The following is a 21,115-nucleotide window of genomic DNA, read 5'->3' on the forward strand; positions in this document are numbered from 1 at the left end:
TTACCCCACCTCAACCACATCAATCCGAAGTTCCTTAGGCATGGAAAACACAATATTCTCCTCCCTGCCCGCCACTTCCTGCGGCTCTTCTCCACCTAACGCCTTCAGGCGGCTGATCACATCCGCAACCAGCACTTCCGGGGCAGACGCGCCCGCTGTCACACCGACGGCTCGCTTGCCTGCCAGCCATTGGGGGTCAATCTGGGCGGCTTCGTCGATCAGATAGGCGGGGGTGCCCATGCGTTCGGCCAATTCCCGCAACCGGTTGGAGTTGGAGCTGTTGGGGGAGCCCACAACGAGCATCAGATCGCAATCGCCGGCCAGTTGTTTGACGGCGTCTTGCCGGTTCTGGGTGGCATAGCAGATGTCGTCTTTGCGGGGGCCTTCGATGTTCGGGAACTTGGCACGCAGAGCGTCAATCACCCGAGCCGTGTCGTCCATCGAGAGGGTAGTCTGGGTGACGTAGGCCAACTGGTTTGGGTCTTTCACTTCCAGCTTTTGTACGTCGGCTTCATCTTCCACCAGGTAGATATCGCCACCGTTACTGTGATCGTATTGGCCCATGGTGCCCTCAACTTCGGGGTGGCCATGATGGCCGATGAGGATGCATTCACGGCCGTCGCGGCTATAGCGCATCACTTCCATGTGGACTTTGGTGACCAGCGGGCAGGTGGCATCGAACACTTTCAGGCCTCGGCGGGCGGCTTCGCTCTGAACGGCCTGGGATACGCCGTGGGCGCTAAAGATCACCAGAGTGTCGTCAGGCACTTCGCTCAACTCATCAACAAAGATTGCGCCCCGGTTGCGGAGGTTATCCACCACAAACTTGTTATGCACGACTTCGTGGCGTACGTAGATGGGGGCACCGAAGACATCCAGCGCACGGTTTACGATTTCTATGGCGCGGTCTACACCGGCGCAGAAGCCACGAGGATTAGCGAGTCGGATTTGCATAACTTTGCCTTTGAGAATGTCGCCTGGTGGAGTTTATCGCCCGCGTGCTGCGGGGTAGAACTTTCAGGGACACGCTGTGAATACATCCCTGTACGCTTGACTGCAGCATCCCTGCTGCAGACAGTCCCGGAAAGTTCTACCCCACACCTCGCTAATTCTGCGTCAGCGGTTCAGATCTGTTTGCATGCCATTCAATGGGTTGGACCGGCCGGCTCCACATCAATTATCTGTACTTCAAATGTCAGTGTACGCCCTGCCAGCGGGTGGTTGAAGTCCACTTCTACTTCATCACCTTCCACGCGGTTGATCACACCAGGCAATTCTTGTTGCCGGGCGTCGGCAAAAGAGATAACCACGCCTTTTTCCAGAACCATATCTGCGCTGAAATCATGGCGTTTGAAGGTCTGGATGTTATTCGGATTTCGCTGGCCAAAGGCTTTTTCCGGCGGTACTTCGAAGGCCTGGTGATCGCCGGCTTTAAGGCCCATCAGGTAGGCCTCAAAATTTTCTGGCAGGTTGTCATCGCCAATTTCCAGCGTTGCGGGCTCTTTGTCGAAGGTGGAATCCACGGTTTCACCGTCTTCAAACTTCAGGGAAAAGTGGAGTTTTACTCGGGTACCCTTGTCGATTGGCAGCTCGTTCATAGCAATCAGTTACTCCGGTTAGCATCGCTGCTGTCGCAAGCGGGTTTGCGGAATGCATCGAGAATCATCATGGCCGCGCCAATGGTAATGGCGGTGTCCGCCAGGTTGAACGCGGGAAAGTGCCAGTTTTGCCAGTAAAAATGCAAAAAATCCACCACATACCCGTGCACAACGCGATCGTAGACATTACCCAGTGCGCCGCCAAGGATGAGTACGATGGCGATGGCGGTCCAGGTTTCATGGTTCTGGAGTTTTCTCAGCCAGCCCACCAGCACCACACTGACAACAATGGCCAGAGTCACGAAGAACCAGCGCTGCCAGCCAGCGGCGTTCGCCAGAAAACTGAAGGCGGCACCGGTGTTATGCAGCAATGTAAAGTTGAAGCTGGGCATCACCGGTACCGGGTTACCGTAAGTCAGCATGGCCGTGGCCATGGCTTTAGTGCCAAGGTCCAACACAAGCACCAGCCCCGCCAGCCATAGCCACTTCAACTTGCTGCCTTGCCCGCCTTCTGTCATGACCGCATCCATCAGGCGTAAGCGCGGGTTTCGCCCGGGCCTTCCACGTTGGTGGCACAGCGGCCACACAGGTCGCTGTGGCTTTCGTTATGGCCCACGTCAGCCCGATGGTGCCAGCAGCGCTCGCACTTGGCATGACTAGCCGGGGTGACTTTCACTAACAGGCCTTCCAGGTTGGTTTGCTCGGCACCTTCGGCTTCACTCACCGGCTTTACTGTGGCTTCTGAGGTAATCAACACAAAGCGCAACTCTTCACCCAGGCAGGTCAGGCGCTCGGCCAGACTGCCTTCGCAGTACAGGGTCACTTCCGCACTGAGCGAGCCTTTGATCTCGCCACGGGCACGGAACTCTTCCAGGCACTTGTTGACCGCTTCTTTTACGCTGTAGATTTCGCGCCAGTAGTCGCGGCCCAGCTCGAAATCTTCCGGCAGCGCGCTCAGGCCTTCGTACCAGGTTTCGTAGAAAACGGTGTCACCGCGCTTTCCGGGCAACTCCTGCCAGATTTCGTCAGCGGTGAAGCTGAGGATCGGAGCAATCCAGCGCACCAGGGCTTCAGCCACATGGTACAGGGCGGTCTGGCAGGAGCGTCGCGCCAGGCTGTCGGCCGGGGTGGTGTACTGGCGATCCTTGATGATATCCAGATAGAAGCCACCGAGGGTGGCCTCACAGAAGCTGTACACCTTTTGATAAATGCGAAGGAACGCGTAGTTCTGGTAATCCTCGTGCAGCTCTTCCTGCAACTGCAAGGCCTTATCGACCATCCAGCGGTCCAGGGCGATCATGTCTTCCGGCGCCACCATGTGCTGGTCCGGATCAAAACCGTTCAGATTGCTTAGAAGGAACCGCGCAGTGTTACGAATGCGGCGGTAACCGTCCGCAGTCTGGCGCAGAATGTCTTTGGAGACCGTCATCTCGCCGCTGTAGTCGGTGGCGGAGACCCACAGTCGCAGAATGTCAGCACCCAGCTCGTTCATGACTTCTTGGGGTGCAATCACGTTGCCCATGGATTTGGACATCTTGTGACCCTTGCCGTCCACAGTGAAACCGTGAGTAAGCACCTGCTTGTAAGGAGCCACGCCGTTCATGGCGATGGAGGTTTTCAGGGACGACTGGAACCAGCCGCGATGCTGGTCAGAGCCTTCCAGGTACAAGTCGGCCGGGAACTGGCCCAGCTCCGCTCGCGGGCGCAGCACAGAGTCGTGGGTCACGCCGGAGTCAAACCAGACGTCCAGGGTGTCGAGCACTTTTTCATAGTGGTCGGCATCTGCGCCCAGCAGTTCGCTCTGGTCCAACTCGTACCACGCATCGATGCCGCCGGCCTCAACCGCCTGCGCGACCTTCTCGAACAGTTCCCGGGTATTGGGATGCAGTTCCTGGGTTTCCTTGTGGATAAACAGAGTAATCGGCACACCCCAGGTGCGCTGGCGGGAGATACACCAGTCCGGACTCTGTTCGAACATGGCTTCAATGCGGTTCTGGCCCCAGCTCGGTACCCAGCGCACGCCTTTAATGGCCTCGAGGGCGTCGGCGCGCAAATTGAGCTTGTCCATGCTAATGAACCACTGGGGAGTTGCTCGGTAGATCAGCGGCGTTTTGGTGCGCCAGCAATGCGGGTAGCTGTGGCGGAACTTCTCGGCTTTTACCAGCTTACCCTCACGCTCCAGTGCGCTGCATACCGGTTCGTCGGCCTTGTAGACGTGCACGCCGGCAAACTCGCCAGCGGCCTCGGTGTAGGTGCCGTCAGCTTTCACCAGATTGATGGTGCCGATGCCGTAGGCTTTGCCTACTTCAAAGTCTTCCATACCGTGGTCCGGAGCGGTATGCACAGCGCCGGTGCCTGCCTCGGTAGACACGTGGTCGCCCAAAATCACCGGCACCTGCTTGTCGTACACCGGGTGGTGCAGCAGCTGGTGCTCCAGCGCAGAACCGGCCACGTTAGCCAGCACCTGATATTCTTCCACACCCCAGCGCGCCATGATGCCCTGCACCATATCGGTGGCCAGAACCATGCGTTCCGGGCCGTTGCCGGCATCCAGTTGCACCAGGGCGTATTCCAGATCCGCGCCGATGGATACCGCCTGGTTGGCCGGGATAGTCCATGGAGTGGTGGTCCAGATCACCAGAGAGACGTCACCCTGACCGTCATTGGTGCCGAAGGCTTTCAGAACAGCGTCTTGATCCGCGGCAGTGAAGCGCACGTCGATCTGGGTAGAGGTTTTATCCTGGTATTCAACCTCGGCTTCTGCCAGTGCGGACTGACCAACCACACTCCAGTAAACCGGTTTGAACCCGCGCACCAGGTGGCCCCTGGCCACGATCTTGCCCAGCGCCCGCACAATGCCCGCTTCGACTTTCGGGTCCATGGTCAGATAGGGCTTGCCCCATTCACCCATCACGCCCAGGCGAATAAAGTCTGCTTTCTGGCCTTCAACCTGTTTGATGGCGTAATCGCGACAAGCCTGGCGGAAGGTTTTGTAATCCACCTTTACACCGGCCTTACCGATTTCCTGCTCTACTTTGTGCTCGATAGGCAGACCATGACAGTCCCAGCCCGGAACGTAGGGCGCATCGTAGCCCATGAAACCTCGGGACTTGACGATCATGTCTTTCAGAATCTTGTTGACCGCATGCCCGATGTGAATGCTGCCGTTGGCGTAGGGAGGGCCATCGTGCAAGATGAACTTTTCCCGGCCCTCGCGCTGCTTGCGCAGGTTGCCGTACACGTCGAGATCCTGCCAGTGCTTGAGCATGTCCGGCTCACGCTTGGCCAGGTTGCCGCGCATGGGGAAGGCGGTTTCCGGCAGATTCAGGGTATGCTTGTAGTCGCTCATGTGTGTGTGCGTACTCTCTAGTTGGTCAGTTAAATCAGTTGGTTGGCCCGGCGGGGTTGTCCGCCAGCCAGGCCCGGGCATGCTCAAAATCCCGGGCGATCTGTTGACGCAAGTCGTCAATCGAATCGAATTTCACTTCGTTCCGCAGGCCATGGCGGAACACCACATCCAGATGCTGCCCATAAAGTGTGCCAGCAAAGCCAAACAGGTGCACTTCCAGTGACGGGCGTTTGCCGTCGATGGTGGGCCGCAGGCCGATGTTGGCAATGCCGTCCAGCCAGTCACCACCCTCAGGCCGAGCTCTGACCACATAAACGCCGCGCAGAGCGGGCATCTGGTCCAACAGGATATTGGCGGTGGGGGCACCGATCTGGCGCCCTAGCTGCCGGCCATAAACGATCCGGCCGTGAATGCGGTAAGGGTGACCCAGCAACCGTTCAGCTTCTTCAAGGCCGTTCACATTCAGCGCATTACGAACTCGAGTGCTACTAACGCGTTCGCCATCCACGGTCACTGTTCGGGTATTCTCAACGGTAAAGCTGTGCTCCTGCCCAACCTGTTCCAGCAGTCGGAAGTCACCGGCCCGATCACAGCCAAACCGGAAGTCATCGCCCACCACCATATGGCGCACGGCCAGACCTTTAATCAACACATCTTCTACAAAACCCATGGCCGAGTAACTGCGGAAGGTGTCGTCAAATCGAATGCACAGCACCATGTCGATGCCTTCGGCCAACAGTGCTTCAAATTTCTGGCGGAACGGCATCAACCGGGGCGGCGCTTCTCCACCCTGAAAAAACTCCCGGGGCTGCGGCTCGAAAATCATCACCACCGAGGGCACGCCCAGCACCAAAGCTTTCTCTTTAACCTGTTCAATGATGGTTTTATGGCCAAGATGCACCCCATCAAAGTTGCCGATAGTGGCTACACAGCCGTCCGCCAGCGGCGAATCTGCTCGCTCGGACAGGCGTTTAAGATTGGTCAGGCCTCGAATCAGACGCATCTACTGCGAACCTTAACTTGCCAGCTGGCTTTGCGCGCACATGCCTGAGACAAGGCGCTGGTGAGAAAACGCGCGATTATACCTCAGGAGGGGGCGCGGTAGAAATTATGAGCCCGCTTACTTTTGCCGAAACTGGCGCAGGCGCACACCCGCAAGCATGAGCGCCACAAAGTATGCACCCACTCCGGCTGCTACCAGAACGGCCATATCCAGGGCGCGGCGCAGACCGCCCGCAGCCAACCAGTCCGCCACCGGGGCATTCAGCCAGAGAATGACAGCCGCCAGGGCGGCATTGGCCACCGCCAGCTGAACCAGGAACTTCGGCCAGCCGGACTGGCTCTTCCATACGCCGTCTTTTCTCAGTCCGCGCCAGAGCAGATAACCGTTTAACCAGGCCGAGACAGAGGTTGCCAGAGCCAGACCGGCGTGAGCCAGCGGCAGGATCAACGCAAGATTAAAGGCCATGTTGGCAACCATCGCGATGATGCCGATTTTAACCGGCGTTTTGATGTCTTCACGGGCAAAGAAGCCGGGCGCCAGCACCTTGATCAGCATGAACGCCAACAGGCCGGCAGAGTAGGCTCGCAAGCTCTGGGCTGACATGGCCACGTCACGATCGGTCACCTCGCCGTAATGGAACAGGGTTGCGATTAACGGTTCCGCCAGCAACGCCAACGCCAGCGCCGCAGGTAAACCAATCAGCAACACCGCCCTGACCGCCCAATCAAGCGTAGCGGCGAACTGATCGGGCGAGGCGGCCGCATGCTTTCTGGACAGGCTGGGCAAAATCACGGTGGCAATGGCAATACCGAATACACCCAGAGGCAATTCGGCCAGACGGTCGGAATAGTAAAGCCAGGACACGCTGCCCGTTTGCAGGAAAGACGCCAACACCGTGTCCAGCAGAAGATTGATCTGACTGACCGACACCCCGAACAACGCCGGCGCCATAAGCTTGAGTATTCGGCTTACGCCTTCATGCCGATAATCCACCTTGGGCCTTGGCAACAGACCGAGACGCATCAGGAACGGCAACTGGAAGAACAACTGCAAGCCACCAGCAATAAGCACGCCCCAGGCCAGCGCCATCACGGGCTCTTTCATTAAAGGCGCCAGGAAGATCGCAGCGGCAATCATCGACAGATTCAGGAGCACCGGCGTAAAAGCAGGCACAGCGAAGCGGTCGTAGCTGTTCAGAATACCGCCAGCGAAGGCTGTCAGCGAGATCAACAGTAAATATGGAAAGGTAATTCTAAGCATGTCGCTGGCAAGGGCGAACTTTACTTCGTCACCCAAAAATCCGGGTGCGAAGAGGGTGGTCAGCACCGGCGCGCCCAGCATAGCTACCAGCGTTACCGCCAATAGAATCAACCCCAGCGAACCAGCCACAGCGTTAACCAATCGCTTTACCTCAGAAATGTCACGATTTTCCCGGTAAGACGACAACACCGGCACGAAGGCCTGAGAAAAAGCGCCCTCGGCAAACAAACGACGAAGGAAATTGGGGATTTTAAACGCCACGAAAAAAGCATCCGCAGCGGCGCCCGCACCAAAATAGCGAGCAATCACCATGTCACGAACCAGCCCGAGCACCCGGGACAACATGGTCATGATGCCCACCACTCCGGATGAGCGCAAAAGCCCCGGTGCCTTAGGGGGAACGTTGGAGCCGGCTGACGGGTGGCTAGGTTGCGGGTCCGAAGACATGTTTCAGGAATCCAGAAATCAGGGTTCAGGCCAGATCGGCGTTTCGGTAATCCACAGGGCGGGCCAAGTGCCGCAACAGGCCCCGTGCAGCGATGCAGAAGTGTAACACAGGCCTTTACTGCGAGGGGATTACTGCCGCAGCGGCCTTGACATTTCTAGCGTTCGGCGGCATAGTTCCGCGTCATTTATTCCGACGCGCTGGTGTTGGCGCGCCCGCGATATAATCATATTCCGTTTTTATAGCAACGAATTTCAGGAGTTATACGGTGGCAAATTCCCCGCAAGCCAAAAAGCGCGCTCGTCAAAACGAGAAAAACCGCAAGCACAACGCAAGCCTGCGTTCCATGGCACGTACCTACATGAAGAAGGTTCAGGCCAAGATCATTGCTGGCAACTACGAAGAAGCCGAAGCTGCTATGAAGCAGGCTCAGCCAATCATGGACAGCATGGTTAACAAAGGCATCTTCGCCAAGAATAAGGTTGCTCGTCATAAGAGCCGCATGAACGCCAAGATCAAGGCTCTGAAAGCCGCCTGATCCTTGCGCTCATGAAAAAACCGGCTCGCGAGCCGGTTTTTTTTGTGCCTCGAGTTTGGAGCCAACCCAATCAAACCACCACCAGATTATCCCGATGAATCATCTCCTCGTCGGAGACATAGCCCAACACCTCGGCAATACGGTCACTGGAACGACCGGCGATGGCCCTTGCTTCGTCCGCATTGTAGTTGACCAGCCCGCGAGCAACCTCTTTGCCTTCAGGATCGACGCAAGACACCATCTCGCCTCGCCGGAACTGACCGGCAATCGACTTAACGCCTACCGGCAGCAGACTTCTACCGCCCTGGCGAAGCACTTTTACCGCTCCCTCATCCAGACTCAGCGTGCCTCGCGTTTGCAGATGGCTGGCAATCCATTGTTTGCGGGCTGCCATTCGGCCCTGCTCCGGCAACAGCAGCGTGCCAATCACGTCACCTTGTCGCAAACGGGCAATGGCATGCTCAATGCGCCCGCCGACAATCACCGTAAAAGCTCCAGAGCGCGCTGCCAGCCTGGCGGCCCGCAGCTTCGTTAGCATACCGCCACGGCCCAGCGCACCGGCACCACCACCAGCCATGGCGTCCAGATCGCGGTCTTCGGCCTTCCGCTCAGTCACCAGTTGAGCATCGTCATGCTTACGGGGATCTTTATTGAACAACCCCAACTGGTCCGTGAGAATAATCAGGCCATCGGCCTCGATCAGGTTGGCAACCAAGGCACCTAAGGTATCGTTATCGCCGAATCGGATTTCGTCGGTGACCACGGTGTCGTTTTCATTCACGATTGGCACCACGCCGAAGTCCAGCAGCGTGCGCAGGGTGCTGCGTCCGTTCAGGTAACGCTTGCGATCAGAAAGGTCATCGTGGGTCAGCAGAATCTGGGCGGTGTGGATGTCGTGGCGCTTGAACTGGGCCTCCCAGGTTTGCACCAGACCCATCTGACCGACCGCCGCCGCCGCCTGCAATTCGTGCAGATGCTGCGGGCGGGCGCTCCAGCCCAGCCGGCTCATGCCCTCGGCCACCGACCCGGAAGACACCACCACCACCTCGACACCGTCAGCAATCAATTCCGCAATCTGATCCACCCATAATCCGAGGGCCGCCACATCCAGACCCTTGCCGTCGTTGGTGAGCAAGGCACTGCCAATCTTGATAACCAGACGGCGGGCCTTACGTAGCTGGAGGCGTTCACTCATGGTAGCGATGCGGTCTCTTCAGGTTGCAAATTACTCGGGTGCGTAGACGACTTCTACGTCGTAATCGTCGTCATCAAAGTCGTCGTCATCATCTTCGTCACGGGCAGCTCTACGGGCCTGGCGGTCGGCCTCGATTTTTGCCCTGGCCTCTTCGTCCATGCGGCGACGGCGAGCAGCCTCCTGCTCGGCCACGTCGGGGTTCTCGGCCTCTTCTTCCGCCTGCTCTTCAATCCAGCGCATAACGGCTTGAGTCAAAGGCTTGGTGCCCTCGCCCGTGAGTGCAGAAATACGGAATACCTTGCCTTTCCAGCCAAGCTCATCAACGATGGCCTGGCAGTGACTATCCCGGTCTTCCTCAGGCACCATGTCCACCTTGTTCAAAACCAGCCAACGAGGGCGGCTCGCCAGAGTTTCGCTGAACTTCTCCAACTCATGGGCAATGGCGTTTACCGCTGCGACCGGAGATGAGCCGTCGTACGGGGCCACATCCACCAGATGCAACAGCAATCGGGTGCGAACAAGATGCTTGAGAAAACGAATGCCAAGGCCGGCACCTTCTGCGGCGCCCTCAATCAAGCCAGGGATATCGGCAATCACAAAGCTCTGGTGCGCCTGCACGCTCACCACTCCAAGATTCGGCACCAGCGTGGTAAACGGATAATCCGCAACCTTTGGTTGCGCGGCAGATACCGAGCGGATGAAGGTGGATTTACCGGCATTGGGCATGCCCAGCAAACCTACATCCGCCAGCACTTTCAGCTCAAGACGCAGGTTGCGGGCTTCGCCCTCGGAGCCCTTGCTGGTCTGGCGCGGCGCACGGTTAACGGAAGACTTGAACCGGGTGTTACCCAGGCCATGAAAGCCACCCTGGGCTACCTTCAGGCGCTGCCCCTCTTTAGTCAGGTCACCCAGCACTTCGTGGGTGTCCATATCGACCACCGTCGTACCCACCGGTACCGGCAACACCAGGTCTTCGCCTTTGGTGCCGGTGCAATTACGACCAGAGCCCGGTTCACCGTTCGGGGCTTTGTGCTTTCGCTGAAAACGATAGTCAACCAAGGTGTTCAGGGCGCTGTCCGCTTCCAGGTAGACGGAACCGCCATCCCCGCCGTCACCGCCGTCGGGACCACCCTTGGGTATGTACTTTTCCCGCCGGAAACTCAAACAGCCGTGGCCGCCCTTGCCCGCCTCAACAATGATGGTGGCTTCGTCTACAAATTTCATACACCTGATGCCTTTGCATAAACTAAAAAGCCCCGCAGCCTCAAGGAAGCTTTGCGGGGCTCCGAATTCGCCTGAGATCTGATCAGATCAGCATATCAGGCAAATCCAAGGTTCGACAGAACCGGATCGCCGCTGCTTACGCAGCTGGAACGATGCTTACGAACTTGCGGTTCTGCGGGCCTTTGACTTCGAACTTCACCTGACCTTCTGCTTTCGCAAAAAGGGTGTGGTCCTTGCCCAGGCCAACGTTGTTACCAGGGTGGAAACGAGTGCCACGCTGACGAACAATGATGCTACCTGCAGATACCGTCTCGCCGCCGTAGCGCTTGACGCCAAGTCGTTTCGACTCGGAATCGCGACCGTTACGGGTACTACCTGCTGCTTTTTTGTGAGCCATGACCGGCCTCCTTAATTAGGGGATAGTGTCAGAGCTTAGCCCTGAATACCCGTGATCTTGACTTCAGTAAACCACTGACGGTGGCCCTGACGCTTCATGGAATGCTTACGACGACGGAACTTGATGATATTGATCTTGGCGTGACGACCGTGGCTAACCACTTCTGCAGTCACCTTGGCACCGTCAACAACCGGAGCACCAACCTTCACGTCTTCGCCATTCACTACCAGCAGAACGCGATCGAACTCAACAGAGCCGCCAGTTTCCACTTCGAGCTTTTCAAGCTTCAGCGTTTCGCCTTCTTTAACACGGTGCTGTTTACCACCGCTAACAATAACTGCGTACATTCGTAGTCTCCGCGATTGACCCATCCCTGCTCTTATCCACCTGGTTCTAAGGGAAGCGCTTTGGCAACCCTATAGCAGGGAGCGCAGGTTGGGATGAGTTGGGCGCGTGATTGTACGAAAAGCCGCGAACCAATACAAGGGAGTTTACGACTCAAGTTGACACTGTAGGCAGCAATACCTAGCATTGCCGCGACCTGCCCGAAAACTCAACGAAAACACCAGCAAGGGACTTATCAGCCCGATGACAGCCCAGCGTATACACGACACCGTGGCGGAAGACTTCAGCCGCGTTAATGATCTGATTATCCAGCGGCTTGCCTCGGACGTCCCGATGGTCGAGAAAATCGCCCAGTACATCATCGAAAGCGGCGGCAAGCGCCTGCGGCCCCTGCTGGTTTTATTGGCCAGCCAGGCCGCGGGTTATAGCAAAGAAGATCACCTGAAGCTGGCCGCCGTGATTGAGTTCCTGCACACGGCCACCTTGCTGCACGACGATGTAGTAGACACCTCCGACATGCGCCGCGGCCGCAGCACCGCCAACGCTAAATGGGGCAATGCGCCCAGCGTGCTGGTAGGTGACTTTCTCTATGCCCGTGCGTTCGAAATGATGGTGGAGCTGGAAAGCCTGCCCATCATGAACGTGCTGTCTCGCGCCACCGCCGTCATCGCTGAGGGCGAGGTGATGCAACTGATGAACGTGAAAAATCCGGACCTGACCGAAGACCAGTACATGGCGGTGATCCACAACAAGACCGCCATGCTGTTCGAGGCTTCATCCCATACCGGCGCTTTGCTCGCCGGTGCCAACCCGGAGCAGGAAAGCGCGCTCAAGAACTACGGAAAACACCTGGGGCTGGCCTTCCAGCTGGTAGACGACGTGCTGGATTACCAGGGCGACGCAGAAACCATGGGCAAGAATGTAGGCGATGATCTGGCCGAAGGCAAAACCACCCTTCCGCTCATCTACGCCATGGCGACCAGCAACGAAGAAGAGCGCCAGCTGATACGCCAGGCGATTCGCAGGGGTGGACTGGACGATCTGCCCAGGGTGCTGGAGATTGTAACGGCATCCGGCGCGATCGAGTACACCATGACCAAAGCCAGGGAACAGGCAACAACGGCCTGCGATCTACTGGCCTGCTTGCCGGCATCCCCATACCGTGACGCACTTGAATTGCTGACCGAGGTAGCTGTTGCCCGCGTTAGCTGATCAAAAAAGGGGCAGGATGCCTGCGGCATTCTGCCCCTTTTTCTTTAAAGACCAATACTCTCTCGCCCGTGAGGCACATCAAAATCCAATTCCGGACCAACGGGCACAATCTGTGTGGGATTGATGGTCCGCTGGCTCACGTAGTAGTGCTGCTTGATCTGCCGGATATCAACAGTCTCCGCCACACCCGGCACCTGATAGAGCTCCCGCAGGTAACCGGACAGGTTCGGATAGTCCCGGATTTGCTGCCGATTGCACTTAAAGTGACTGTAATACACGGCATCAAACCGAATCAGCGTGGTAAACAGGCGCCAATCCGCCTCCGTGAGCTCTGCCCCCAAAAGATAGCGCTGCCGAGACAACTTTTCTTCCAACCAGTCCAGCGACTCAAACAGCGCCGTATAGGCTTCCTCATAGACGCTCTGCGCAGTGGCAAAACCTGACTTGTAGACACCATTATTGACCGTATCGTAAACCCGCTCGTTCACCGCATCGATCTCATTGCGCAGGCTTGTCGGATAGAAATCCAGACCAGAATCGACACCGTCCAGATCGTTGAACGCCGAATTGAACATCCGAATGATGTCTGCCGACTCGTTGCTGACAATGGTCTCCTCCTGCTTGTCCCAGAGTACTGGCACGGTCACTCGCCCGGAATAGTTCGACGCCGCACGGGTGTAAATCTGGTGCATGAACGCTGAGTCATAAAGGTGGTCCTGGTGTTGCGCATCGCCCGACCGAAACTCCCAGCCGTTCTCCACCATGTCAGGATGCACCACAGACACCGAAATATGCGACTCCAGCCCTTTCAAAACCCGGAAGATCAAGGTTCGATGCGCCCAGGGGCAAGCCATGGACACGTAAAGGTGATAACGCCCACTCTCAGCCGCGAAACCACCCTCACCCACCGGCCCCGGCGAACCATCCGCCGTCACCCAGTTACGAAATCGAGCGGCTTCGCGTTCAAACTTGCCACCCGTTTTGTCCGTGTCGTACCACTGATCATGCCACTTGCCATCCACCAATAAACCCATAACACCCTCCCCTGGGGGTCAGACCCAAAAACATTTAAACTTATCAATTGCACCGGGGTCAGACCCAAGTGCATTTGGCGGGGCGAAATGCACTTGGGTCTGACCCCGTTTAATTTAGAGACAGGCTAGCGGGTTGGCTGCTAGGCTGATAGCAAGCATTTCTGGCAGACACTTTCAGATTATTCGAACATGCATACAGCGATTACGATAGATGCACTCAAAGTACTGGACGCCATTGACCGCAAGGGCAGTTTTGCCGGGGCTGCGGGCGAGCTGTTCCGGGTTCCTTCGGCCATCAGTTACACGATTCAGAAGCTCGAAGAAGATCTGAGCGTCAGTATCTTTGACCGTACAGGCCACAAAGCAGTGCTTACTCCAGCTGGCCGGTACCTGCTGGATGAAGGGCGATCGTTGCTCGAAGCAGCGGAAAATCTGGCCCATACCACCCGCCAGGTTGCCCAGGGCTGGGAGACTCGGCTTCGCATTGGGTTTAACTCACTGTTGCCTGGTGACTGTCTTTTCAAGGCCATTGAGGAGTTTTATCAACTGGGCGTGCCGGTCGACGTGCAAATTATCGAAGAAGTGTTCGCCGGCGCCTGGGACGCCCTGCAGAGCCGGCGGGTAGACATGGTGGTGGGCGCAGACGAGCTCAGCAAGCCGGCAGGCGCATTCGCCACCAAAGCCCTGGGCGAAGTGTCTTTTGTGTTCGCGGTCGCCGCCAATCATCCGCTGGCCGATGTAACCGGCCCGCTAACCGAAGCAGACATCGCCCAATTCCCGGCTGCGGTCGCCGCAGACACATCTCGTGCCCTGCCGGCGGGGCATGCTGGCATCTTTCATCAACAACGAACCCTCACCGTCAGTAACGTTGACCAGAAGATTGCCGCTCAGGAGGCGGGCCTCGGCGTTGGCTGGCTGCCGCTTTCCCGAATCCGCGAGCAGCTGGAGCAGGGCACACTGATCACTAAAGAAATACACGATCCGCGTCCCCCCATCCGTATTCACCTGGCCCGCCATAGTGAAGACCAAGGCAAAGCCCTGATGTGGTTCTGGAGGCGTTTGAGCGAAGACCAAAGCATCCGGAACTGGCTGCAGCCGGAGCGCATTTAAGGCACCCTGGCCAACCTGCACACAGCAGCGCCGGGATATACTGACTCAACCGCGAATTATAACGTGACACAAGGGAGCGCGCTTAATGCGTCAACTGTCGGAACTGGATGCCTCGTTTCTGTATCTCGAGTCGGAAACCACGCCGATGCACATTGGCGGTGTTTACCTGTTCGATGCCAGCAGCCTGGACAAGCCTCTGGCATTCAGTACATTTGTCGCCTACCTGTGCAGTCGGTTGCATGTGGTCCCGCTGTTCCGCCAAAAGCTGAAAGAAATCCCGCTGCGCCTGGGCCGTCCCTATTGGATTGACGACGCTGGCTTTAGCATCGAACGCCATCTGGCCTACGTAAACCTGGGCGAGCATGGCAAACAAACCAGTCTTATGTCCTTGGCTGCCAAGATCCTCGAAGAACCACTCAAACGTGATCGCCCCCTGTGGCACATCACGTTTGTAGATGGATTTCAGATCGACAGCCCCGAGGGTAGTAAAGAAGGCTTTGCTCTGATCATAAAGTTGCACCATGCCGCCATTGACGCCTTCAGCGGTGAAGAAATCATGGGCAAGCTCCTGGAGTACACGCCGGAGCCTCGGCCCATCTCGCCACCACGGGCCTGGCTGGCTCGGCCGGAGCCTTCAGAAGAAAGGGTTTTCCTGCAGGCCGGAGCCAACATACTGAAGACACCCATGCAGGTTGCCTCCCTTGCATACAGCGCAGCAGAAGCCACGGCCAAGGGCCTGGTTAAAAAGCAGCTCCGGAAGCTGCCTTTACCGCTGCCATTCTTTACCGCACCACACAGCCCTTTTAATCGGCAGATCACCGCCAACCGGCGCATTGTCTCTGCCAGCATCCAGCTTTCAAGGCTGAAAGCCATCAAGGCAAGCCTGGGCGATGTCACGCTCAACGACGTTGTACTTGGCCTGTGCGCCGAAACCTTAAGGCGCTACCTGCACCAGCAGGGCAGCGACACCAACAAATCTCTGGTCGCCATGACCCCGATCTCTGTGCGCTCCAGCAGCCTGCGCCGGGCAACCGGCAACCAGATGTCTGCCATGTTGTTGGACCTCGCTACCTGCGAATCCAACCCGGCAGCCCGTATTCGGCGAATTCACCGCAACGCCGTCGAGTCAGAACCCTACCGGGAAGCCATTGCTGCAGACCGGCTAACCGAACTGTTACCCTCGACTCTGCTGGCACTCTCTGCCCGACTGTATTCCGAGTTTCAGGTTGCTCAACGCTACCATCCGCTGTTCAATCTGCCGATTACCAACGTGCCCGGTCCCCAGGTGCCATTGTTTCTACAAGGTGCCCGACTGGCTTGCCAATACAATACAGCCCCCCTATTTGACAGCCTGGGACTGGTGATCGTAGCGGTTAGCTATCAAGGCCAGCTAACGCTGAACTTCACCTTATGTCCAGATGTTGTGCCTGAAGGGGAATCCCTGGAGGGACTGGTGCAAGAGAGCCTGAAGAGTATAGAAGAATGCACATCGCACCTGGGGCCCGATCAGGGAATGGAGCCACACGAACATGGCTCTCAAAATCTGACAGATGAGGTACTGACGTTTCTGGAGAACACATTGAAAGGCAGCATCGGAAAGCTCCGGCGCTGAGGGTTTGGCCAAGCGTTGCCCGGCCAAACGCTGTTATTACTCGAATGCCCAGCGCAGGAACGTTCGTTTTTCTTCTTCCGATGCTTCGCCCCACAGGGACTTCAGACGATCCAGAGCAGTGTCCTCGGCTTCAGACTCATAACCTTCAGCCGATGACGACAGTGCCGTGCGCGGCGCATCTACCACGGTGCCATCCCACAAGACAGACCGTGCAACCACGCCACCCTCCTCAGTAACGATGGCCGCGGAGAAGTCCTCCATCATTGCCTCGGCTTGCTGTCGGGATGAGGGCTTGTCAAATTCAAACCGATAGACCATCCCCGGCTGCGCATCAAAACGCACTCGCTGACGCTCACTTTCGACAGTGTGAACTTTGGATTCGCCATCGCGAACAACCCCGGTACGGGCCCATATCGTCTTATAGGTGAACACCAACTCGTTTTCACCCGGCAACAAGCCATAATCCAGGGCCAGGTCGCTCACCAGAAAATTGGTCACGCTTCGGCCATTGACTGTCGTCACGTTAATCTGACCCGGAGCCTTAAGCACTGCCGGGGTGTCTGCACCGGCTGGATTTCCTTGCCAAGTGTCAATGCGAGTGAGCGATGACGCACATCCGGCCACCGCAAAACTCAAGGTCAGGGCGAGCAACGTGAAAACCCTCGAAACGTAACGAATACTCATTTCAACTCCTTTTCCTTGAAGGGGCCAGGCGGCCTATAGCACTGTATTTGAACTGCTAGCATTCTGACTGCGCAAACAAGGCGGGGCAAGCAATGCGTAAAGAATGTAAATAAATGTTGAATTCGGCTGCAATTGGATTAATTTTAATCAGGTCGGCAAACATTATCCGTCGCCCGAGAAGAAAAAAATAAGCGGGCACAGGAGTTCTAGCATGGAAACTAACCGCAGAACCGGAGAACAAGGCCCGGCTCCCTTTCGCAGCAGTCGTTTTTTCTGCGTTGGCAGCAAATGGTATTTCACCACCCGGGAAGGCTTTGACAGCGGGCCCTTTGCCTCCCGCGAGCGGGCAGAAATTGGCCTTAAACGCTTTCTGCATGTTGTACAGCTGCTACCGGAGGAACAGCAGATTCACTGACAGCGGCGGCCCAGGCGGCCTCGGCAACTTAACCGAGTGGGTGTTGCCCCTCAAATGATTGGCACCACCCACACATTGATGGCCCAGAGGCAGGCCAGGGCCATGATCCCCGCCACAACGTCATCCACCATGATGCCCAGCCCTCCGGGCATTCGGGCATCCAGCCAGCTGATCGGCCAGGGCTTGACCACATCAAACAGCCGGAACAGTGCAAACGCCAGCAGCACGCCAATGATTTGACCCGGGAACAAACCCAGCGCAATCCACATACCGACGAACTCATCCCAGACAATCCCTCCGTGATCATGAACGTTCAGGTCGTTTGCGGTTTTTCCACACAGCCAGATACCCACCAGAAACGCTGCCAGCACAACCAGCCAGTACGCCACCGGGGGCAGCCACGCAAAGGTGTACCACACCGGAATAGCCGCCACACTGCCCCAGGTGCCCGGCGCCTTTGGCATCGCGCCACTACCAAAACCAAAGGCCAGGAAATGCACCGGGTTGCGAAGAAACCCCGGCGGCAATGGCGCCTTGGGGTCCTTTGGCTCAGGGGTTACGTTGTTATCGTTCAAACCACTCTCCCAAAATGATCAAACCCGGGGCGCACCTCAGCCAGGTTCGCCCCGGCCAGGTGCACGCCTGGTGCTTTCCGAATCCGACCTATAACCGTCAGCGCCGCCCGAGCCTCTGGCGCCAGCTCTGCCAAGACATCGGGCGCTATCGCCACACACAGCTCGTAGTCATCTCCGGCCGTCAACGCCAGGCTCAACGCCTGGCCACCCTGCAATTGCTGTAACTCGGGCATCATCGGTATGGTACCAGCGTCGAGATCGGCACCCACGGCCGAGGCATCCAGAATATGCTGAAGATCGGCCAGCAGACCATCGGATATATCTATGGCCGCAGAGGCCTTACCTGCCAATAACTGCCCCAATGCCAGCCTCGGCTCAGGAAAATGATAACGCCTCAACACCGCCTGGCGCACACTATCTGGCTCTGGATCCTCCAGATAGTCGAGCGCCGCTCCGGCACTGCCGAGCGGGCCAGACACACAGATCAAATCGCCGGGTCGAGCACCGGAGCGGCGAATCGCCCTGTCCGTAGCTACCGTACCGTGCACCTGGAGACTGATGGTCAGTGGCCCTCGGGTGGTATCGCCTCCTGCAAGCGCGATGTCAAATGCCTCACTGGCTCTGGCCAACCCTTCAGCAAACCCGGATAGCCAGAGCGGATCCGCTGCCGGCAAGGTCAGCGCCAGGGTGAAGCAGACAGGCTCCGCCCCCATGGCGGCCAGATCGCTAGTCGCCACCGCCAGCGCACGCCAACCAAGATGAGAAGAAGAGTAATCCAAAGGAAAGTGAACACCTTCAACCAGGGTATCCACAGAGAAGACAAGATCCCTACCCGGCGGAACACGCTGTATAGCGCAGTCGTCGCCGGGGCCGAGCACAAGCTGACCGGTTCTGGCCTTGGCGGCCAGGGGCTGGAAATACTGCCGGATCAGCTCGAATTCACCCATGAATCAGCGCGGGCGGGTCTCAGCCAGCCGCAGCCGACGACTTAGCTTGTCCAGCACACTGTTTACAAACTTGTGGCCTTCGGTGCCACCGAACCGTTTGGCCATTTCGATGCCTTCGTTGATCACCACCTTATAGGGCACATCAAGGCGGTGTCTCAGCTCGTAGGCACCCAGGCGCACAATGGCCAGCTCAACCGGGTCCACTTCTTTCAGGGGCCGATCAAGGTAGGGCTCGATCAGTTTATCCAGCTCGGCCTGTTCCCGGTGCACACCCCTTAAAACATCGCGGAAATACATCACATCAACCTTGCTCATGTCGTTATCGACCATGAACTCGGCTTCAATATCCGAAATCGGCGACTTGCTGAAGTGCCGCTGGTACAGCCCCTGCATTGCAAGGCCTCTGGCGCGGCGACGATCACCGGCCTTTGGCTTGCTGGTATTCCCCGACTGGGGGAAGGTATCACCCGCTTCGTTCATTACTCACCCAACTTTTTGAACAGGCTGACCATTTCCAGGGCAGTGATGGCCGCTTCGGCGCCTTTATTGCCGGCTTTGGTGCCGGAGCGCTCGATGGCCTGCTCGATAGAATCCACGGTCAGCACACCAAACGCCACAGGTACGTCAGAATCCAGGCTCACCGCACCCAGGCCACTGGCGGCTTCACCGGCGACGTATTCGAAGTGCGGGGTACCACCACGAATCACGGCGCCCAGAGCGATGATGGCATCGTACTCCGTGGTTTCAGCAACACGCTTGACCGCCAGCGGCATTTCATAGGCGCCGGGCACCCGGACAATGGTAATGTCATCTGCTGAGATGCCATGGCGAAGCAGGGTGTCAACGGCACCGTCCACCAGGCTTTCAACCACAAAGCCGTTAAAGCGGCCAACAACCAGCGCGTAGCGTCCACCGCACTGGGTAAAATCACCTTCAATTACTTTGATATCGGCCATCTGGGGCTCCTTCACGGGTTGCAGTAGCTTTGGCTGCAACCAGGCTAATCATTTGGGGTTATAAGGCACGTATTCCACCACTTCCAGATTAAATCCGGAGATGGCGGAGAATTTCATCGGCGGGCTCAGCAAGCGCATTTTACCCACGCCTAAATCTTTCAGGATCTGGGAGCCGGTGCCCACGGTAAAGTACACGCCGGAACTGCCTTTGCCGGCCGAAGTCGGCCCCTGGTCGTAAAATTCCTGAATCCGCTCTTCCAGGTTGTAGCTGTCTTCCGCACTGTTCAGCAGCACCACCACCCCGCAGCCTTCCTCGGCAACTTTCTCCAGGGCATGGTGCAAGGGCCAGCTGCGTGAATCCTTGCGGCGAGCGCCCAACAGATCCCGCAGCGTATCGGTGATGTGCACACGCACAAAAACCGGCTCATCCGGCGTGATATCGCCCATCACCATGGCCAGGTGGGTCGCGCCCTGAATGTTATCGCGGTAGGTGTGCAGCCTAAACACACCGTATTCGGTATCCAACTCATGCTCTTCAACACAGTCGACGGTGCGCTCGTTCATGGTGCGATAATGGATCAAGTCGGCAATGGTGCCGATTTTCAGGCCATGCTCTTCGGCAAACTTTTCCAGATCCTCGCGACGCGCCATGGAACCGTCGTCATTCATGATCTCACAGATCACGCCGGCAGGCTCACAACCCGCCAGTGCAGCCAGATCACAGGACGCCTCAGTGTGGCCAGCGCGGCTTAACACACCGCCGGGGTCAGACATCAACGGGAAAATGTGACCAGGCTGAACCAGGTCAGACGCCGTGGCGTTCCGGGCAACAGCCGCCTGTACTGTACGCGAGCGGTCAGCCGCCGAAATGCCGGTAGTAACGCCTTCACGGGCCTCGATCGAAAGCGTGAACTTGGTGCCAAAGCCAGAGGCATTCTGATGCACCATCAATGGCAACCCAAGCTGCTCGCAGCGGTCACGGGTCATCGGCATACAGATCAGGCCGCGACCGAAACGGGCCATAAAATTGATGGCCTCTGGCGTGCAGTACTCCGCCGCCATCACCAGATCCCCTTCATTCTCGCGATCTTCGTCATCCATCAGAATAACCATCTTGCCCTGACGAATGTCTTCGATAATGTCTTCAATGCTGTTCAGTGCCATACGATTCTGCATCCTGTCACCCTTGCCAACCTTTCCAGTGGTCAAGGGGAAT

Annotated in this window: 22 protein-coding genes; 5 read left to right on the forward strand and 17 right to left on the reverse strand. The window is 57.4% G+C overall.

All coding sequences use genetic code 11. The annotated features are described in order from the left end of the window. The 6 genes from ispH to murJ all read right to left on the reverse strand — a co-directional run bounded on the left by ispH (position 1) and on the right by murJ (position 7,657). Complete coding sequence (gene ispH / locus IBX51_RS07490) at positions 1 to 954, reverse strand: 4-hydroxy-3-methylbut-2-enyl diphosphate reductase (RefSeq protein ID WP_291830328.1); 954 nt, start codon at positions 952 to 954, stop codon at positions 1 to 3. Between the two features lie 191 nt (positions 955 to 1,145). Continuing rightward, on the reverse strand, positions 1,146 to 1,598 hold the full coding sequence (gene fkpB / locus IBX51_RS07495) for an FKBP-type peptidyl-prolyl cis-trans isomerase (protein WP_291830330.1): 453 nt from the start codon (positions 1,596 to 1,598) through the stop codon (positions 1,146 to 1,148). Between the two features lie 5 nt (positions 1,599 to 1,603). Next, positions 1,604 to 2,128: a signal peptidase II gene (gene lspA, locus IBX51_RS07500; RefSeq protein WP_291830332.1), complete on the reverse strand. Its 525-nt coding sequence runs from the start codon at positions 2,126 to 2,128 to the stop codon at positions 1,604 to 1,606. After that, the gene (ileS, locus tag IBX51_RS07505; RefSeq protein WP_291830335.1) at positions 2,128 to 4,947 is read right to left on the reverse strand and encodes an isoleucine--tRNA ligase; all 2,820 of its coding nucleotides are present in this window, start codon (positions 4,945 to 4,947) and stop codon (positions 2,128 to 2,130) included. The genes lspA and ileS overlap by 1 nt, the downstream gene beginning before the upstream one ends. A gap of 34 nt (positions 4,948 to 4,981) precedes the next feature. Continuing rightward, complete coding sequence (ribF, locus tag IBX51_RS07510; RefSeq protein ID WP_291830336.1) at positions 4,982 to 5,950, reverse strand: bifunctional riboflavin kinase/FAD synthetase; 969 nt, start codon at positions 5,948 to 5,950, stop codon at positions 4,982 to 4,984. 117 nt (positions 5,951 to 6,067) lie between these two features. Then, on the reverse strand, positions 6,068 to 7,657 hold the full coding sequence (gene murJ / locus IBX51_RS07515) for a murein biosynthesis integral membrane protein MurJ (protein WP_291830337.1): 1,590 nt from the start codon (positions 7,655 to 7,657) through the stop codon (positions 6,068 to 6,070). A gap of 266 nt (positions 7,658 to 7,923) precedes the next feature. Between murJ and rpsT the strand changes: the two genes are divergently transcribed. Continuing rightward, positions 7,924 to 8,193 (forward strand): 30S ribosomal protein S20, encoded by a 270-nt coding sequence (rpsT, locus tag IBX51_RS07520; protein ID WP_291830339.1) that lies wholly within the window; start codon positions 7,924 to 7,926, stop codon positions 8,191 to 8,193. A 70-nt stretch (positions 8,194 to 8,263) separates the two neighbouring features. On the opposite strand, the gene proB is transcribed toward rpsT, so the two are convergent. From proB to rplU, 4 genes are all read right to left on the reverse strand, one after another. Beyond that, on the reverse strand, positions 8,264 to 9,388 hold the full coding sequence (proB, locus tag IBX51_RS07525) for a glutamate 5-kinase (RefSeq protein WP_291830341.1): 1,125 nt from the start codon (positions 9,386 to 9,388) through the stop codon (positions 8,264 to 8,266). Between the two features lie 30 nt (positions 9,389 to 9,418). Next, positions 9,419 to 10,612, reverse strand: coding sequence for an Obg family GTPase CgtA (gene cgtA / locus IBX51_RS07530; RefSeq protein WP_291830343.1), 1,194 nt, complete (start codon positions 10,610 to 10,612; stop codon positions 9,419 to 9,421). 136 nt (positions 10,613 to 10,748) lie between these two features. Beyond that, complete coding sequence (rpmA, locus tag IBX51_RS07535; RefSeq protein ID WP_044387435.1) at positions 10,749 to 11,009, reverse strand: 50S ribosomal protein L27; 261 nt, start codon at positions 11,007 to 11,009, stop codon at positions 10,749 to 10,751. Between the two features lie 35 nt (positions 11,010 to 11,044). Further along, positions 11,045 to 11,356, reverse strand: coding sequence for a 50S ribosomal protein L21 (gene rplU, locus IBX51_RS07540; RefSeq protein ID WP_291830347.1), 312 nt, complete (start codon positions 11,354 to 11,356; stop codon positions 11,045 to 11,047). A 241-nt stretch (positions 11,357 to 11,597) separates the two neighbouring features. On the opposite strand from rplU, the gene ispB reads away from it, so the two are divergent. Continuing rightward, positions 11,598 to 12,566: an octaprenyl diphosphate synthase gene (gene ispB, locus IBX51_RS07545; protein ID WP_291830349.1), complete on the forward strand. Its 969-nt coding sequence runs from the start codon at positions 11,598 to 11,600 to the stop codon at positions 12,564 to 12,566. Positions 12,567 to 12,610: 44 nt separating this feature from the next. On the opposite strand, the gene IBX51_RS07550 is transcribed toward ispB, so the two are convergent. Beyond that, the gene (locus tag IBX51_RS07550) at positions 12,611 to 13,600 is read right to left on the reverse strand and encodes a glutathione S-transferase family protein (RefSeq protein ID WP_291830351.1); all 990 of its coding nucleotides are present in this window, start codon (positions 13,598 to 13,600) and stop codon (positions 12,611 to 12,613) included. A 189-nt stretch (positions 13,601 to 13,789) separates the two neighbouring features. Between IBX51_RS07550 and IBX51_RS07555 the strand changes: the two genes are divergently transcribed. Next, positions 13,790 to 14,710: a LysR substrate-binding domain-containing protein gene (locus IBX51_RS07555; RefSeq protein WP_291830353.1), complete on the forward strand. Its 921-nt coding sequence runs from the start codon at positions 13,790 to 13,792 to the stop codon at positions 14,708 to 14,710. A gap of 85 nt (positions 14,711 to 14,795) precedes the next feature. Then, complete coding sequence (locus IBX51_RS07560) at positions 14,796 to 16,322, forward strand: wax ester/triacylglycerol synthase family O-acyltransferase (protein WP_291830356.1); 1,527 nt, start codon at positions 14,796 to 14,798, stop codon at positions 16,320 to 16,322. Positions 16,323 to 16,358: 36 nt separating this feature from the next. Here IBX51_RS07560 and IBX51_RS07565 read toward each other — a convergent pair whose 3' ends face one another. Further along, positions 16,359 to 17,006 (reverse strand): DUF2057 family protein, encoded by a 648-nt coding sequence (locus IBX51_RS07565; RefSeq protein WP_291830358.1) that lies wholly within the window; start codon positions 17,004 to 17,006, stop codon positions 16,359 to 16,361. 211 nt (positions 17,007 to 17,217) lie between these two features. Between IBX51_RS07565 and IBX51_RS07570 the strand changes: the two genes are divergently transcribed. Further along, the gene (locus tag IBX51_RS07570) at positions 17,218 to 17,421 is read left to right on the forward strand and encodes a DUF6316 family protein (RefSeq protein WP_291830360.1); all 204 of its coding nucleotides are present in this window, start codon (positions 17,218 to 17,220) and stop codon (positions 17,419 to 17,421) included. Positions 17,422 to 17,471: 50 nt separating this feature from the next. Here the strand turns inward: IBX51_RS07570 and IBX51_RS07575 are convergent, their stop codons facing one another. Genes IBX51_RS07575 through ribBA form a run of 5 tightly spaced genes read right to left on the reverse strand, consistent with a single transcriptional unit; the run spans position 17,472 to position 21,063 of the window. After that, complete coding sequence (locus IBX51_RS07575) at positions 17,472 to 17,996, reverse strand: phosphatidylglycerophosphatase A (RefSeq protein ID WP_291830362.1); 525 nt, start codon at positions 17,994 to 17,996, stop codon at positions 17,472 to 17,474. After that, entirely contained in the window at positions 17,993 to 18,943 is a 951-nt protein-coding gene (gene thiL, locus IBX51_RS07580) for a thiamine-phosphate kinase (RefSeq protein WP_291830364.1), read from the reverse strand. The genes IBX51_RS07575 and thiL overlap by 4 nt, the downstream gene beginning before the upstream one ends. Positions 18,944 to 18,946: 3 nt before the next feature. Next, complete coding sequence (gene nusB, locus IBX51_RS07585) at positions 18,947 to 19,423, reverse strand: transcription antitermination factor NusB (protein WP_291830367.1); 477 nt, start codon at positions 19,421 to 19,423, stop codon at positions 18,947 to 18,949. Further along, positions 19,423 to 19,899, reverse strand: a complete 477-nt coding sequence (gene ribE, locus IBX51_RS07590; RefSeq protein ID WP_291830369.1) for a 6,7-dimethyl-8-ribityllumazine synthase — start codon at positions 19,897 to 19,899, stop codon at positions 19,423 to 19,425. The genes nusB and ribE overlap by 1 nt, the downstream gene beginning before the upstream one ends. Before the next feature lie 48 nt (positions 19,900 to 19,947). Beyond that, complete coding sequence (gene ribBA / locus IBX51_RS07595; RefSeq protein WP_291830370.1) at positions 19,948 to 21,063, reverse strand: bifunctional 3,4-dihydroxy-2-butanone-4-phosphate synthase/GTP cyclohydrolase II; 1,116 nt, start codon at positions 21,061 to 21,063, stop codon at positions 19,948 to 19,950. Positions 21,064 to 21,115: the final 52 nt, after the last annotated feature.

Origin of the sequence: Marinobacter sp. (assembly GCF_014859525.1) — a bacterium.
Taxonomy (GTDB): Bacteria; Pseudomonadota; Gammaproteobacteria; order Pseudomonadales; family Oleiphilaceae; genus Marinobacter.